We start from the raw sequence: 14771 nt of genomic DNA on the forward strand, positions 1-14771 counted from the left end.
ACCCCTCCCTTCGGCAAAAAAATGAAGGGAGGGAAAATCAAAAAGAAGGATTTGAATACCCCTCTTTGAGAGAGGCCATGTGGAATATTTTATAATGAGTGATTACTTACATTTTTAGTATAGCTACAGAGCATTTCATTGTCAATACGTTTTTCTTTTTTGTAATGAATTTGTAATAATATATATGCCTGATTATAACCATATTAAAAGCTTTATTTGTAAGCGAGCAATTACTTAATTTTTATTACTTTAAAGGGTGTTATTTATACCGGTTGTGTGATATAATTTTAAATAGTTTAGTGATTAATCACTTTAAAATTGGGGGTCTTAATAATGAAAGGCAGTTTTATAAAAGATCAATTGAGGCAGGTTGAAAGAAGCATCAGGATATGCCTTAAGCGAAATGACGCAAGCGCCAAACTAAACATTAAGCCGGAGGTTCTCTCCGGACTGATGACGCTATCTTATTCCAGCATTTTGCTTAAGGCTTTAATGAAAGGAGATACCGGAAATTTTAAAGCGGGCGAAAAAGAGATAGACGATATGGTAGATTTCTATTTGAAGGATTTCACCAACTAATTTCGTTTCTTTATCCCGTTAAAGATTATATCCAGCACCAATGATATATTTTTATCTTCATCAGGCGGATTCTCGTTTTCTTCAATCATGGTTTGTACCATGATAACTCCCAAAAATATTCCGAGCAGCGTCTCAGCGGCCAGCTCGGGAGGCACGTCATCTCTTATGTTGCCGCTTTTTACCAGGCACTTTTTTATAACTGCCAGCGTACCCGAGACTACTTCCTTATAGAAAGCTTCTCTGAGTTCTTTGTGAAACTGCATCTCGTAAAATATGGTTTTTAATAGTTGATAATTCTGGGTAATCATATTGTAGTGCAGTTTCAGCAGATTTTTCAGCGCCTGACCGGTGTCGAGGCCGTCTTCCACTTCCTGAATAAACTTGAACATGGATTTTTCTGTCAGGATATTTATAAGGCTTATCAATATTTCTTTTTTTGTTTTAAAATATCTAAATATCGTGCCTTCCGAGACCCGGGCTTTCTTTGCAATTTCTTTTGTAGTCGAGCCTTCGAATCCTTTTTCTGAAAATACTTTAATGGCTGCTTCCAGTATCTGCGTTTTTCGCCTGTCAATTAAGTCCTCACTTTTCGTCCTCTTCTTCCTTCTCACTCCCACTATCTCCTTTTCAATAGTTTATCACTTTACATTATAAAATATTAATTTATTCAGGTCAATTATACATCGGTCGATCACCTGGTGGATTATTATATCAGAGGGTGAGTCAGGGGACGGTTCCTTGACTCATTAAAATGAGTCAAGGAACCGTCCCCTGACTCACTGACTCACAGCCGCATATTTTCAAACTTTATTTGATACTTTTCTTTACCCGCATTTGGAATAGCCGCAGCTTCGGCAGACGACACAGCCGCTCTCGTGTTCAAGAATGCTTCCGCATTCCGGGCATAAGGCCCCGGTTTTTTCGTATTGAACTTTTTTGCAGCATTGGGAATCCTCGCTTACACATATGTCTTCATCGTTATCTTCATTATTATAATAAGTCGATTTGCGATTATTTATTTCATTATTGACATCGGTATCTTTGGCAGCATTGCCGCCATCGGCACTATCGCATTCGGCGTAAGCCCTCCCCGTTATTTCCGGGGAATTCCCGTTGGGCACCAGTTTCTTTCCTATGCTTCTTTCTATGGCTTTCCCGATGGCGTCAGGGCATGACAGCACCTTTATTTCTTTGTTGTTCGCCATCTGCCGCAGTGTGGAATGGCACCTGATGCCCTTGAGCTGCTCCACTATGGATTTTACATCGATTCCCGAGCGCAGCGCCAGAGAGATCAGGCGGCTGGTGGCCTCCGATTGGGACGGGCAGCCTCCGGCTCTGCCCAGGTTGGTGAATACTTCGCATATGCCGTTTTCATCGGAGTTCACGGTGATATACAGGTTGCCGCAGCCTATCTTCACTTTTTCGGTGTTACCGTACGTAATGGTGGGCCTTGGCCTAGGCTTTATTTCCCGGCGGTACTCACAGGCTTCACAGTATGGACCGTAAAATCCCGTTTCTTCGCTGGATTTTTCGCTTGGGGCGGCGTATTTTTCTTCAGGCAGAGTGCCGGAAGTAGCACTGCCGGTTTCCCCAGTCATTACCTGATTGCCGTCTCCTTCGGAAATCCCGCCCCCGGCAGGATTCATCTCGGGATTTTGGGCATGACCATGGTTGTCGGTCTTGACTGCTCCCTTGTTCAAAACCTGTTCCTCGCGGCTGCCGTCCCGGTAGATGGTAACGCCCTTGCAGCCCAGCTCATAGGCCATGAGGTACACATTTTTCACGTCCTCCCTGGTAGCACTGTGGGGGAAGTTCACAGTCTTGGACACGGCATTGTCCGTGTATTTCTGGAAAGCAGCCTGAATTTTTATGTGCCACTCCGGCGAAATGTCATGGGCTGTTACATATATTTTCTTTACATCTTCCGGCAGTTTTTCTATTTCCTTTAGAGAACCCGCGGCGGCTACCTTTTCCATGAGCTCCTTGCTGTAAAGACCGCGTTTTTTCATTTCTTCTTCAAAAATCGGGTGCACTTCCACCAGGCGCTGGTTGTCCAGCACATGGCGCTCGAAGGCCAGGGCAAAAAGGGGCTCTATGCCGCTGGAGGCTCCGGCTATGATGCTGATGGTACCGGTAGGAGCGATGGTGGTGGTTGTGGCGTTTCTGAGCTTCCTGCCCCCGGGATATATGCCGCCGGGGCCGTATATGCTCTTTTCCCAGTTGGGAAAGGTCCCGCGCTCTTTCGCCAGTTCCTCTGAAGTCTTTTTGGATTCCTCCTGGATAAAGCCCATTATTTTTTCCGCCGTTTCCACCGCCTCATCGGAATTATACGGGATCCCCAGTTTTATGAGCATGTCCGCAAATCCCATTACTCCCAGACCTATCTTGCGATTGGCCAGAGTCATTTTTTCAATCTCCGGCAGCGGATACCGGTTTACGTCGATGACATCGTCCAGGAAACGAACGGCGGTGTGCACCGCATATTTTAAGCCTTCAAAGTCAATTTCCTTTTGGCCTTCATCGCCGGTCTTTACAAATTTTGCAAGGTTTATAGAACCCAGGTTACAGTTATGCACAATCATCCCTTCGGCAATCAGGGAATGAGTCACAGGCTCGGAAACATCATATACGTAAGCCCGACCAGCAGGAGTCACGGATTTGACTTTGCTTCGCCGGGAATCGTGATGAATTCTTTGCCTGCTTTTTATCCACTTAAGAAGGCGGCCCTGCTTGGCAGGATTCATTGGGAATCCTATAAGTCCGGCAAAGCGATCCAGGCTCTCATTGGTGATAAAGACCTGGCTCCATTCACGGCCGTCTTTATGATGGTAAATCCAAATACGAGATTTGATGCCTAAGCCCAGGAGCAGCAATTGAACATCTGCAGCAAGTTCTCTCGATGCCGTTGTAAGAGAGACCTTGGCTCGCCTACTGTCAACGTATCCTTCGGCTCCGAAAAGCCCTTTAAGAAATTCACACTGAGCTTCTCTTCCAGCTTGCATAATGGAAATTGGAACCCTTTTATCTCCTGCTAATGCGAACTCCAAACCACTTTCATTTAGGAATTGCCGGACTCCGGCGTTAGTACACGCCACCGTTAAAACGCCATTGCCGGCACGGCTTCCATGGGGAACCCTTCCATTTGATGCCGGATTAATTAAGCCGGCACAGAGCTCCTGAAAAACCGGTAGAAGTTGGTCTTCCGCTTTTTTATCATCAGGCCCAAAGATCAGGCCGCTGGACTTTTCAGTATGCCAGCCATCACCGACCATCCAACCTAGCATCCGATAAAATTTGTCAGTTTCAGTATCAGACTCTCTTATAGGAACTGCTCCATCCGGCAAATATACAAAGTCTTTTTCAGTGAGTGTGCTTGCTGGAACCCATCCCCGCTGGGTAAGTATTTTATGGTCTGGGGTAACTCGCAAACGCTGGCCATTTTGAAGTTCTACAGTTACAATATCTCTTTCTCCTATAGGTACCACGGTGGCAGGTCGAAGCGCTAAATCTTTTTCATTTGTCATAAGGCCGTCCGTATAAACCGACACTAGTTCTCCACGGCTTTGCCTTTCATAGGCTTCTTCCACCGTTTCCCAGCCTTTATCGGTCATGATACGGGTATCAGAGGCAAAACATGATTCATATGGTAGAAGTGGCTGCTCGCCACAATCATAAGATACAAAACCATTAGTAATCCAGGTAAAAGTCTCAGGTTCCGTAACATCGAAAACCTCTTCTTGCCCAATGAATTTTATGGATTCTACCTCATCCCAAGATACACCTTGGATCTCACTATTTTCTATATTATTATGTTTACCTGCACGTCTTTCAAACAAAGTCAGCACCTTTCTAGTAGATGCCATCCCTACTTCACTCATAAACTTTATACTGAACGAAGGCGGAATGAGTATTTCGTAGTAATCTCCAAAAGTATAGGTATGTTCTTGACCGGAGATATCACGATAAGAGCCAAAACTTGAAGCTTTTTTCATTGATTGCTGCCGAATCCTTGACTTAATGCCAAGGCCTTGCAACAAGAGTTGAATCTCCTGGACAAGTTCCCCGGAGGCTGAAGTAGCCCTAATGCCTCCCTCATTGTCAACAGAACCAGAACACGCAAAGAAAGCTGACAAAAAAGCTGTAACAACAGACCTTGGGGCCTGGAAAATTGCCTTCGGCACTCTCCGGTTCCGAGAACGGCCAGGAACAGCTCCAAAGGCCTTCCATACTCGCCTTATACCTTTAGGAAGTTCCAGAACAGTGGTCTTATCTCGCATTCTGATATGGTATTGAATTCGCCAAGAGTCAAGGATGCCTTTAGTTTGTTCAAGCAAATCTGCTTCATCTTGACCGAAATACATGGCACTTGCAGTGCTATAATAACCGTTACCAACCAAAATACCGAGGATAAATCCATATTCATCGGAAAACTCAAGAGGCAGGAGCCAGCCTGTCCTCTGCCTTAAATTTATCACTTCAAAGTCCTTAGGAAGCACCTGATTCTCCGGAAAAGCAAAAGTGCCAAATATTCTTAGCCTATCTCCCGGTTTAAGCTGCTCTACAGGCACCCATTGTCCGTCCACAGTTTGCAGCTTATGGTCTTTCGTAGCCTTGAGGCTAAAACCATTTTTCATCTTAACCTCAAAGATATCCTGAACTCCATTGTTATACACCGCCGTGATAGGCTTTAGTCCTAAAGGTGTGACGATTTTATCTCCTACTTTTAGGCTTGCTGCCGGAACAAGCCCATGCTCGGTAGCCACCCACGTATCTCCGGTAACACAGGGATTTGTGCTTTCTATCTCCCCTACCGCCGGGGTGGGGTTTTTTTCGTTCATGCGGTCGATGAAGATGATGCCGGGTTCACCGTTGTTCCAGGCCATGTCCACTATGAGGTCAAATACCTCCCGGGCCTTCAGCGTCCCTGTGACCTTCCCGGTGTGGGGGTCTATGAGCTCATAGCTCTCATCCTTCTTCAATGCCTCCATGAACTTGTCGGTGATGGCCACACTTATATTGAAATTGGTGATATCCTTATCGTTTTTCTTGCACTGGATAAACTCCAGTATGTCCGGATGGTCCACCCGCAGGATGCCCATATTGGCGCCGCGCCTTCGACCCCCTTGACGTACAGCTTCTGTAGCTGAATTAAAAACTTTCATGAAAGAAATAGGGCCTGACGCTTCACCGCCGGTGGATTTCACCATAGCTCCCCTGGGACGCAGGCGGGAAAAGGAAAAGCCAGTGTTATGGATCACCGTAAATTTCCCAAATCCTCCGCCTGCAATGTAATTATTAAAATCTTCCACGGTAAAGTCATAAAATTTCTTTGGGCTTTTTGCCTTCTCTACATGCTCTACTACCGTCCAGCCTTCTGCCAGCCTTTCCAGTTGTTCGAGCCTGTCTTTATATTCTTGCGGTAGAAGAGGTCGCAGAGCTTTGATGAGGCGGCGAAGTTTATCTTCACCTATGCCTATTCCCCACTTCAACTGGTGTAGCCAAAAGCTTTCATGGCCAATATGCACCGCTTCCCTATGGATACCCGTGGTACGGGTCTCAACTCCGGCGGCAGAAATCAGCGGCTCCAACGCCTCAAAAGGGAGCGGTATGCGGTGATGGGTATTATGCTCCAGGCGCTCTTTGAGCTCTTTTAATCTTTCAGCCCTGAAAGGATCATGCACCCAATCTTTTACCATATCCACCAAAAACGGCGTCTTTTTGGCATCGGCCATGTGTATACTATATTCAATCTTTTTCGCCCTTTTCCCGGGTTGCTTTTTCCTGACGGAAGGATTAAATCCCAGGGCACTCAAAAGCGATACCAGGCGCCGGGCAAGTCTCGGACATACGGTGGAAAACTCCACCCGCCTGCGCTCAAGGCTAACATATCCGTCAGAATCTATAAGGCCGCCCAGAAAAGCACCTATAACCGTAAGAGGCGACTTTGCCACCCACTCGGGCATCGTAAGGTCCTCCTTTGGACCTGGCTCTACATCTGTAATCCTGGCAAATTTCGTTACGAAATTTTGATTGGTAGTGGTAAGACTCCATAATCCCCGTCCATCTTGCTGAGGTTTTAGATAAATTCCATAATCGGAAAGGACATCTGCCGCAAATCTTATATTTTCCGACCTTCCATCAAAAAATCTGAGTCTTAAGGCTTTATAGTTACTTTTACGATTATGAGTCCACGCCAAGCTTCCGTCTCCCAGGAAAAATCCCGTAAGCCACCCCATGCGCTCATCAAGCTTTATTCCTTCCAATTCCTTATATTCCTTGAAAGGCCACGATTCCCTTATAGTGCTGTTGGGTGCTATCAATATATCTCCGGATTTCAATTCATCGGCCCGGCGCTCTTTTATACCATCTTCAGTAAATACCATGAAAGGATGCCAACTGCTGGTAGTAACTTCGGTCCCATCGCTGCAGCGCACAGTATACTGATTTTCTTCCGGTACATCCCACTGCCAGAGGTGGGTTATTTTTTTCGCCTCAAAGCGCCCGGTAGCCGGGTTTACGGCAAAAGTTTTGATGCCCAGGTGGGAAACATCTAAGATTTTATGGTCATCCTCCTCCATTTCAGGTATACCCAAAGCATGGGCCCTATTGTAAAGGGTGCTTATCTCCTCCACCCCGCAAAAGGTGGTATAAACATGGGCATCACCCGACACACAACCGCCACCTGACTTATGTATCAACGCAGCCGATTTTATGGAGTCAAATATGCCCTCCATGGAATCTTCCACCGGCAGGACAAAGCAGGCCGAAAGTTGGCCCAGGTCCCGGCCCGCATTCATGAGGGTGGGAGAATTGGGCATGAATTTTAAGTCCGCCATTAGATTATAGAATTCTTCAGCCCATTTTTCCGCATCCCCGCCGTATTTTTTCTCAGCCTCGGCTATAGTTTTAGACACTCGCTCCAGCATATCTTCGGGGGTTTCCATGATTCTGCCTTCGGCGTCTTTCGCCAGGTAACGCTTTTTAAGGACAATCCTTGCATTTTCCGTGAGGTTCAGTTTCTTTTTTCCCACTTTCTCACCCCTTCATCTAAAATACAGGCTATATATGAGCATGTAAAGCAAAAGCAAACCTGTTGACTGCAAGCGTCAAATACACCCGATTTTTCAATAAGCGAACTAGCCAACGCCGGTACCATATATGGTAGTATTCTTATTATACCTCACTATATATTGGATATCAAATCGCACAACTCCATCAGGGTACGTGCCCTGTTATTTTTATGCTCCATTCTTATCTAATTCTGTCATTTTTTAACCGATTAATATACATATTAAAAGAACTTGAATAGTCATAAGACTCATCATCGCATAAGACGTCACAGCATAATGGTCCGAAGGTTCAATTATTGAATAAGTAAGTGCCGGTCGCACTCAAATAATGAGTCACGGAACCGTCCCCTGACTCAAATGAAATAATGAGTCAGGGAACCGTCCCCTGACTCATTTTTCTTTGCAATCGCTGCACAGGCCGTAAAACTCCATCCTGTGAAAGAAAACTTCCACATTGTTTTCCCGGGCAACCATTTCATCCACTTCTCTGTCCACGGAACATCCTTCCACATCCATCACTTTTCCGCATTTTGTGCAAACAAAATGGTAGTGATTCTCAGGGTTTCCGTCAAAGCGGCTGAACTTGCTGCCGTAGTTGAGCTCCATAATTTCGCCCATTTCCCTGAGGGTCCCCAGGTTTCTGTAAACGGTACCCAGACTGATGTTTGGCATTTCTTTTTTAACCCTTTCATAAATCCAGTCGGCGGTGGGATGGGAATTGGTGCTGCGCAGTGTCTTTAAAATCAGCTCCCGCTGCCGCGTTTTGCGCACAAACCCTTTTTTTTCTTCCTGTATCAAATCCTTCATGAAATCTTACTTTTCCTCCTTGGGGTCTTCAACCTTCACGAAAGTATCTTTTGCCTCGCATTCGGGACATTTTTTGGGTTTGCAACGGCTCTCCTTTTCATACCCGCAGGCGCTGCATTTGAATACTGCCATTTTTTACACCTCCGTAATTTAAAAATAATAATCATTATCCGTTTCTATATTATGAGTATAAAATATTTTATGATTCCAGTCAATGATAAATCTTAAAAGTTCGAAGCATGATTCAAAGCCGCCACGGTGTAAGTATTGGCCGGATCCCATAATATCCACTCCGAAAGCCCCGCATCATAGGTGGCTTTTATCTGAGCCCTGACTTCCCTTTCGCCGTACGGCGGAGGGCCAAGGGTGAAATCCTGCAGCCACGGCCGTATCCCAGCTTTAAAACCGTCCACTTTTTTCAGCCTCTCCACTGCGTGTGAAAGGCTTCGAAATACGGTCTCGTAGGGAGCGGCGTTCGGGTTTGTGAGGCCGTAAGAGCCGGGGGCATAGTGGGAAGGATATACCATCGGAGAGATGTAGTCTACGGTTTTGGCCACCTCTTCAAGATGCTGTCCTATCTTCATATCGTCCTCAGCAGTAGTCACCAGCCCGAAAATGTCCGCCGACACATATACGCCGTACGGCTCCAACCGTTTTCTTGCATATGACAAAAAAGCAGAGACGGTAGCTACCCGCGAGCTCCCATTATTGGCGGGATATACGATATTGTTCAAGTTGCCGTCGGATGGAAACCTCACGTAATCGAACTGTATTTCATTGAAACCTTTCCTAGCCGCCTCTTCGGCTATGGATACCACGTAATCCCATACTTCGGTGTTGTAAGGATCCACCCAGCCCATGCCTTTGCGGGTAACCCAGTTTTCTCCGCTTTTATTCTTTACGGCAAGGTCGGGACGGGCTTTCGAAAGCACCGGGTCTTCGAAAACCACTATTCTCGCAATGGCATAAATGTCGTGCTCCTTTAAAGTCCTGAGCAATCTGTCTATATCGCCGATGCGGTTTGAATTCGCCCCGACCTGTTCCACCATGGGGACCGACGACCTGTAAGTAAGCCTGCCGGTATTATCCTTCACATCTATGACCATGGCGTTTAATTCGGTGTCATCCACCAGCTTTACCAGCTTCTGAAATTCACCGGGGAGCCCCGCTTTCCATCCGGTGAGATATATCCCTTTCACTTTTACCGGAGGATTGTACACCTGCGGCGCCCGGTAAGGCTGGGTGAAAAAGTCCTGTTCCTTCGGGCTTTCATAAATATTTTCCGCCACTGTGGGTATTTTTTTCGGGGTCCGCTCGCATCCGGTCGTAAATAGTATTGCAAAAATCAATACAATTAATACAGAATATACTGCTGCGTTTACTCGACAGATCATACCAGCATTTTCCCCCGGTTTCCCCTAGTAAGAATTATTTATTGATATTAATTCGACAAAAACAATTCATTTCCTTTAAAAAAATTTTTTTTTATTTTCTTGACTCAAATTGATTTTCGGTGTATAATAAAACCATCATACATGTATACAATTATTCAAAAGGAGGCGGCCTTCATGAAAATCCGTTTTGAAGACGCAGATATAATTATGAATGACGATAGAGCTGCAAAAAGCATTGAAGATTATATACTCGATTTGCTGTATGATTCCGGTTATATGGAGCACTAAAATATTCACCCTCTTTTAGCCTTAAGGCTTTTTTTTTGCATATTTATATGAAGTAGCGCCATACTAAAAATGCAGGATAAAGCTAAAGGAGGAAACAGGATGCTCTATGAAGTTAAAAAAGTTGACAACCCATGCGAAAGTTGCGAGGTTGATTGCCCGGTTATTGTCGGTGTCTGTTGAGTTTATTCACAGGATCCTGAGGAAATAGCCAAAATGAGCTGTGCGGCTGCCTAAGATGCCAGAAATTTTTTAATCTCGGGTAATGCCTTATATGTTACTTCCTCCCCGTATTTCACAAACTCCGGAATTCTCCTGAAATCTCTATATCCTACTCCCTTTAAATCCGGGTAAAGATAGTATCCCGGATAATTTTTTTTGATATAGTAGGAAAGTTCATCACCCATGATATCCACCGACGCCATCAATATCTCCAGCATAGAATCGGCTCTGGCCCGACCAGTCGTAATCCCCAAGTCTACGGCCAGCACCTTTCTTGTCCTCTGATGATACAATATATCTACCGGTGTATTGTCCTTGATGCCTCCATCCACCAGTTTATGGCCTTTTATATATTTCGGCAGGAAAATCCCCGGCAGGGAAATGCTGGCCCGCACCGCTTCGGAAACTTTTGCATCCGTGATAAAAACCGTATTGGGGATTTTTTCCCGGGGCACGTTTTTTTTGCTGCAAAAAACCACCGTCTCTCCGGTGTTTATGTCGGCGCTTACCACAGAAAGGGGGATGTATAGCTCATCAAATTTTTTCTTCTGCAACACCTCATCAAGATAACGCTCTATCTTCTCTCCTTTGAAAAGACCGTCCGGGAAATTCCACATCACCATCGGCTTATTAGTCCAGTAATAGAAAATAAGCATCAGTATATAAGCGGGAGTAAAGCTCGGGTCCAGCAGCTTCCACGCCTGGATGTCCTTCAAATTTTCCATGAAATTATCTATGTCAATACCCGCGGCATATACGGCGCCTGCGATGCTTCCCGCGCTGGTACCGGAAAGGATATCCGGATAAATGCCGTTTTTGGTCAGCACTTTCAGGACCCCAAGGTGCACCGCCCCCCGCACTCCGCCTCCGCTCAGAGCAATGCCGATATTGTAGCGCATGGTATTTTCCCCCTTCATCTCAAAATTGATTGCAGTTTAAAACTGTAATTTTTTCTTTATTACATATATTATGTCGCTAAAGAGAAAAGTTACCGGGTGTTTGCCGGAAGCCGCATAATTTTCGAACAAAGCAAAAACCTCCCGCGATATTATCGCAGGAGGCTTTGTATTCATTCAGGATTATATTATGGAATTTTATTTTGATGGGAGTTCGGGGGTTTCGCCGCAGCGCTCGAGAAGCGCCAGCCACCGGTTATCGATTTCTTCCTGTATGGCTTTTATCATATGCTCGTTGCCCGGGGCAAACAAGTGGCGGAAGCGGCCCTGGGGCTTCAGGAATTCTTCTATGGGCACATATTTCTTGGGCTTATAGTTCAGCTTCCATTTGCCGTTTTCCACTTCGTACATGGGCCAGAAACGGGTTTCAACGGCTATTTTAACAAGTTCCACTATATCGGGAGTGTTGTACCTCCAGCCTCTGGGGCAGGGCGACAGAATGTTGATAAATGCCGGGCCTTCCACATCAAAGGCCTTTTTAGCCTTCCTGTGCACATCCTGCCAGTTGCTGATGGCAGTCTGTGCCGCATAGGGTATGTTGTGGGCAGCCATGATGGCGGTCAAATCCTTTCGGGGCTGCTGCTTGCCGGGCATCACCTTTCCGGCGGGGCTTGTCGTGGTGTCGGCTCCCATCGGTGTGGCGCTGGAGCGCTGTATGCCGGTATTCATATAAGCCTCGTTGTCAAGGCAGACATATACGATGTTGTGGCCGCGCTCCATGGCGCCGGAAAGGGACTGGAACCCTATATCATAGGTACCGCCATCGCCTCCGAAGGCAACAAATTTGAAGTCTTTATCTATCTTGCCCTGCTTTTTCAGGGATTTGTATGCCGCCTCCACACCGCCGATGGTAGCTCCGGCATTTTCAAAAGCACTGTGAATAAACGAACAGTTCCACGCGGTGTAGGGATATATGGTAGAGGCCACTTCCAGGCAGCCGGTGGCGCACCCCACCACTACATTGGAGTCCTCGGCGGCATTCAAAATCATCCTGACGGAAATACCGTGGCCGCATCCGGCGCAGAGCCTGTGTCCTCCGACAAATCTTTCCTCAACCCTGGCGAGTTCTTTCAACGTAGCCATATTCGCACCTCCTATTCCCTTAAACCCAGGTAATTCACGAATTTATCCGCTCTGCCGGTCTTGATGATATTTGCCAAATCATCAAAAACCTTCTCAACATCCTCAAGCCTCAGATCCCTGCCGCCAAGGCCGTACACATAGTTGACAACCTTGATGTCGTTCTTCAAATCATAGAGGGCCGTCCTCACATCGGCAAACATCGGGCCCCCCAGTGTCGAGAAGGTCTCGGCCCTGTCTAGCACCGCCACGGCCCTGACTTTCTTCAGGGCGTCCTGCACGGCTTCAAAGGGGAACGGCCTGAAAGCCCTGGGTTTCAAGACGCCCACTCTGAGGCCTTTTTCCCTGAGCTCATCCACCACGCCTTTGGCGCTGCCCGCAGCGGAGTTGAGCACAACTACGGCCATTTCGGCATCGTCCAGCTTGTAGGTGTCTATGAGACCGTATTTCCTGCCGGAAATGGCTTCATATTCTCTACCGACCTCCTCGATGACTTTCTTGGCAGCTTCCATGGCCGCCACCTGCTGGCGCTTGTGTTCAAAATAAAAGTCGTACATGTCGAAATTCCCCATAGAAACGGGGTTTTGGGCATCCAGGAGATATTCTTCGGGCTGATACCGGCCTACAAAGTTCTTTACCGTCTCATCATCAAGGACTTCCAATACATCCAGCGCATGGCTTGTGATAAATCCGTCGAAATTTACCGACACAGGAAGAAGCACATCCGGATGTTCGGCGATCCTGACGGCCTGAATCATGTTGTCGTAGGCTTCCTGGGCGTTCTCGGAAAAGAGCTGAATGACCCCGGAGTCCTTGATACCCATGGCATCGCTGTGGTCGCAGTGGATATTGATGGGGCCGCTTAATGCGCGGTTTACCACCGGAAACACGATGGGAAGTCTGAGCGACGAAGCGATGTAAACCATCTCAAACATCAACGCCAGGCCCTGGCTCGACGTTGCCGTCATGGCGCGGGCTCCGGCGGCGGAAGCGCCTATGGCTGCGCTCATAGCGCTGTGTTCGCTTTCCACGGTGACAAACTCCGTATCAACCTGGCCGTTAGAAACAAAGGAAGAAAATATCTGGACCACTTCCGTCTGGGGTGTTATGGGATACGCCGCCACAACGTCGGGGTTAATCTGTTTCATCGCCTGGGCGACGGCCTCGTTTCCGGTAATGGCGACTTTATTCTTCATTTCTCCTCGCCTCCTTCTGTCTGTCTATCTCGTCCTCGGAGAACATGTCAATAGCATGGACGGGGCACACTTTGGCACATATGCCGCAGCCCTTGCAGTGTTTGTAGTCGAAAGAATCGAATTTGCCATCGGTGGATATGATGGAAGCGTCGGGGCAGTAGCGCCAGCATATCAGGCAGTGAATGCACCTGTCTTTGTTCCATACCGGCCTGATGGTCCGCCAGTCCCCCGTCTCATAAGTTGCGGCATTGCCGGGTTCGTATATGTTTCCGGCTTTGGTGAGCTCCTTCCAGTTCATGTCCGGGCGCACCGCCTTCGTCCTTCTTCCCTGACCGAAATTCCCATTAAAAGGCGTCATTCACTCTTCACCTCCTGATATGCCCTCTCAATGGCTTTCAAATTGCCTTCGATAACTTCCGGTTTTTTCTTGAACTTTTTGGCCAGCTCCGCTTTCATGTTGTCGATGAACTCCTCATACGGGATGAGCTGCGTCGCCCTGACAAAAGCGCCCATGAGCGGAGTGTTGGGTATGACCCTGCCGATTGTGTCAAGAGATATCTGGTTTGCGTCCACGGTGTAGATCTTTCCGCCGGAGATTTTGAGTATTTCCCTGACCTGCTGCGGGGTCTTCGTGGTATTGACGATATAGATGCCGTCGTCGGGCACCCCTTGGGTGACCCTGGGACCCAGCAGCGTGGCGTCAAGCACGATGACGATCTGGGGGTTGATAACATTTGAATGGATGTGAATGGGTTTATCGCTTATCCTGTTGAACGCCAGGATAGGAGCGCCCATCCTTTCGGGGCCGTATTCCGGGAAACCCTGCACATATTTTCCCATCTCGGCAATTGATTCCGCCAGCATGAGCGCTGCGGTTTTGGCTCCCTGGCCTCCCCGGGCGTGCCAGCGAACTTCAAGCACTTTTTCCATCTAGTGAATCCTCCCTTCAATTCACATTTACATGGCATATTTATATTGTTCCTAAAAAAAATTAATAATACTCCGACCATTTCCAGCCTTTTCAGATATGCCCGGCAAAATATTCAAAATCTGTTATAAAACAAATGAGCAAATTAGGAAACTGTTATGCTACACTGACAGGGTTTTAATGATACAGAGGGGATATGCTCGGAAAATATTATTAATATAAGGTGTAACAGAAATCTTATGTAAAGTATAACA

At 46.9% G+C, this 14771-nt stretch carries 11 protein-coding genes; 1 reads left to right on the forward strand and 10 read right to left on the reverse strand.

The annotated features are described in order from the left end of the window. The first annotated feature begins 333 nt into the window (after window positions 1-333). The gene (locus AC6I1H_RS08695) at window positions 334-579 is read left to right on the forward strand and encodes a hypothetical protein (protein ID WP_497740545.1); all 246 of its coding nucleotides are present in this window, start codon (window positions 334-336) and stop codon (window positions 577-579) included. On the opposite strand, the gene AC6I1H_RS08700 is transcribed toward AC6I1H_RS08695, so the two are convergent. The 10 genes from AC6I1H_RS08700 to AC6I1H_RS08745 form a co-directional block, all read right to left on the reverse strand. Beyond that, complete coding sequence (locus AC6I1H_RS08700) at window positions 576-1190, reverse strand: TetR/AcrR family transcriptional regulator (RefSeq protein ID WP_497740546.1); 615 nt, start codon at window positions 1188-1190, stop codon at window positions 576-578. The two genes, AC6I1H_RS08695 and AC6I1H_RS08700, sit on opposite strands and share 4 nt — an antisense overlap. Window positions 1191-1403: 213 nt before the next feature. Further along, complete coding sequence (locus AC6I1H_RS08705) at window positions 1404-7610, reverse strand: ribonucleotide reductase barrel domain-containing protein (protein WP_497740547.1); 6207 nt, start codon at window positions 7608-7610, stop codon at window positions 1404-1406. 429 nt (window positions 7611-8039) lie between these two features. Further along, entirely contained in the window at window positions 8040-8456 is a 417-nt protein-coding gene (locus AC6I1H_RS08710; RefSeq protein WP_497740548.1) for a Fur family transcriptional regulator, read from the reverse strand. A 6-nt stretch (window positions 8457-8462) separates the two neighbouring features. Further along, window positions 8463-8588 (reverse strand): RCKP-type rubredoxin-like domain-containing protein, encoded by a 126-nt coding sequence (locus AC6I1H_RS08715; RefSeq protein WP_497740549.1) that lies wholly within the window; start codon window positions 8586-8588, stop codon window positions 8463-8465. Window positions 8589-8680: 92 nt separating this feature from the next. Further along, complete coding sequence (locus AC6I1H_RS08720; RefSeq protein WP_497740550.1) at window positions 8681-9850, reverse strand: putative glycoside hydrolase; 1170 nt, start codon at window positions 9848-9850, stop codon at window positions 8681-8683. 518 nt (window positions 9851-10368) lie between these two features. Next, complete coding sequence (locus AC6I1H_RS08725) at window positions 10369-11256, reverse strand: patatin-like phospholipase family protein (protein ID WP_497740551.1); 888 nt, start codon at window positions 11254-11256, stop codon at window positions 10369-10371. 195 nt (window positions 11257-11451) lie between these two features. Then, on the reverse strand, window positions 11452-12396 hold the full coding sequence (locus AC6I1H_RS08730) for a thiamine pyrophosphate-dependent enzyme (protein WP_497740552.1): 945 nt from the start codon (window positions 12394-12396) through the stop codon (window positions 11452-11454). A gap of 11 nt (window positions 12397-12407) precedes the next feature. Further along, on the reverse strand, window positions 12408-13589 hold the full coding sequence (gene porA / locus AC6I1H_RS08735) for a pyruvate ferredoxin oxidoreductase (RefSeq protein WP_497740553.1): 1182 nt from the start codon (window positions 13587-13589) through the stop codon (window positions 12408-12410). Further along, window positions 13579-13947, reverse strand: coding sequence for a 4Fe-4S binding protein (locus AC6I1H_RS08740; protein WP_497740554.1), 369 nt, complete (start codon window positions 13945-13947; stop codon window positions 13579-13581). The genes porA and AC6I1H_RS08740 overlap by 11 nt, the downstream gene beginning before the upstream one ends. Further along, window positions 13944-14519 carry a 2-oxoacid:acceptor oxidoreductase family protein gene (locus tag AC6I1H_RS08745; protein WP_497740555.1) on the reverse strand — a complete coding sequence of 192 codons (576 nt, stop codon included), beginning with the start codon at window positions 14517-14519 and terminating at the stop codon, window positions 13944-13946. The genes AC6I1H_RS08740 and AC6I1H_RS08745 overlap by 4 nt, the downstream gene beginning before the upstream one ends. Window positions 14520-14771: the final 252 nt, after the last annotated feature.

This window comes from Biomaibacter sp. TOL, assembly GCF_059717795.1.

What these genes read in the sequence shown, in the direction of transcription:
- AC6I1H_RS08695 (WP_497740545.1), top strand. Translation starts at nt 334, where the DNA reads ATGAAAGGCAGTTTTATAAAAGATCAATTGAGGCAGGTTGAAAGAAGC.
- AC6I1H_RS08710 (WP_497740548.1), bottom strand. Translation starts at nt 8,456, where the DNA reads ATGAAGGATTTGATACAGGAAGAAAAAAAAGGGTTTGTGCGCAAAACG.
- AC6I1H_RS08715 (WP_497740549.1), bottom strand. Translation starts at nt 8,588, where the DNA reads ATGGCAGTATTCAAATGCAGCGCCTGCGGGTATGAAAAGGAGAGCCGT.
- AC6I1H_RS08720 (WP_497740550.1), bottom strand. Translation starts at nt 9,850, where the DNA reads ATGATCTGTCGAGTAAACGCAGCAGTATATTCTGTATTAATTGTATTG.
- AC6I1H_RS08725 (WP_497740551.1), bottom strand. Translation starts at nt 11,256, where the DNA reads ATGCGCTACAATATCGGCATTGCTCTGAGCGGAGGCGGAGTGCGGGGG.
- AC6I1H_RS08730 (WP_497740552.1), bottom strand. Translation starts at nt 12,396, where the DNA reads ATGGCTACGTTGAAAGAACTCGCCAGGGTTGAGGAAAGATTTGTCGGA.
- porA (WP_497740553.1), bottom strand. Translation starts at nt 13,589, where the DNA reads ATGAAGAATAAAGTCGCCATTACCGGAAACGAGGCCGTCGCCCAGGCG.
- AC6I1H_RS08740 (WP_497740554.1), bottom strand. Translation starts at nt 13,947, where the DNA reads ATGACGCCTTTTAATGGGAATTTCGGTCAGGGAAGAAGGACGAAGGCG.
- AC6I1H_RS08745 (WP_497740555.1), bottom strand. Translation starts at nt 14,519, where the DNA reads ATGGAAAAAGTGCTTGAAGTTCGCTGGCACGCCCGGGGAGGCCAGGGA.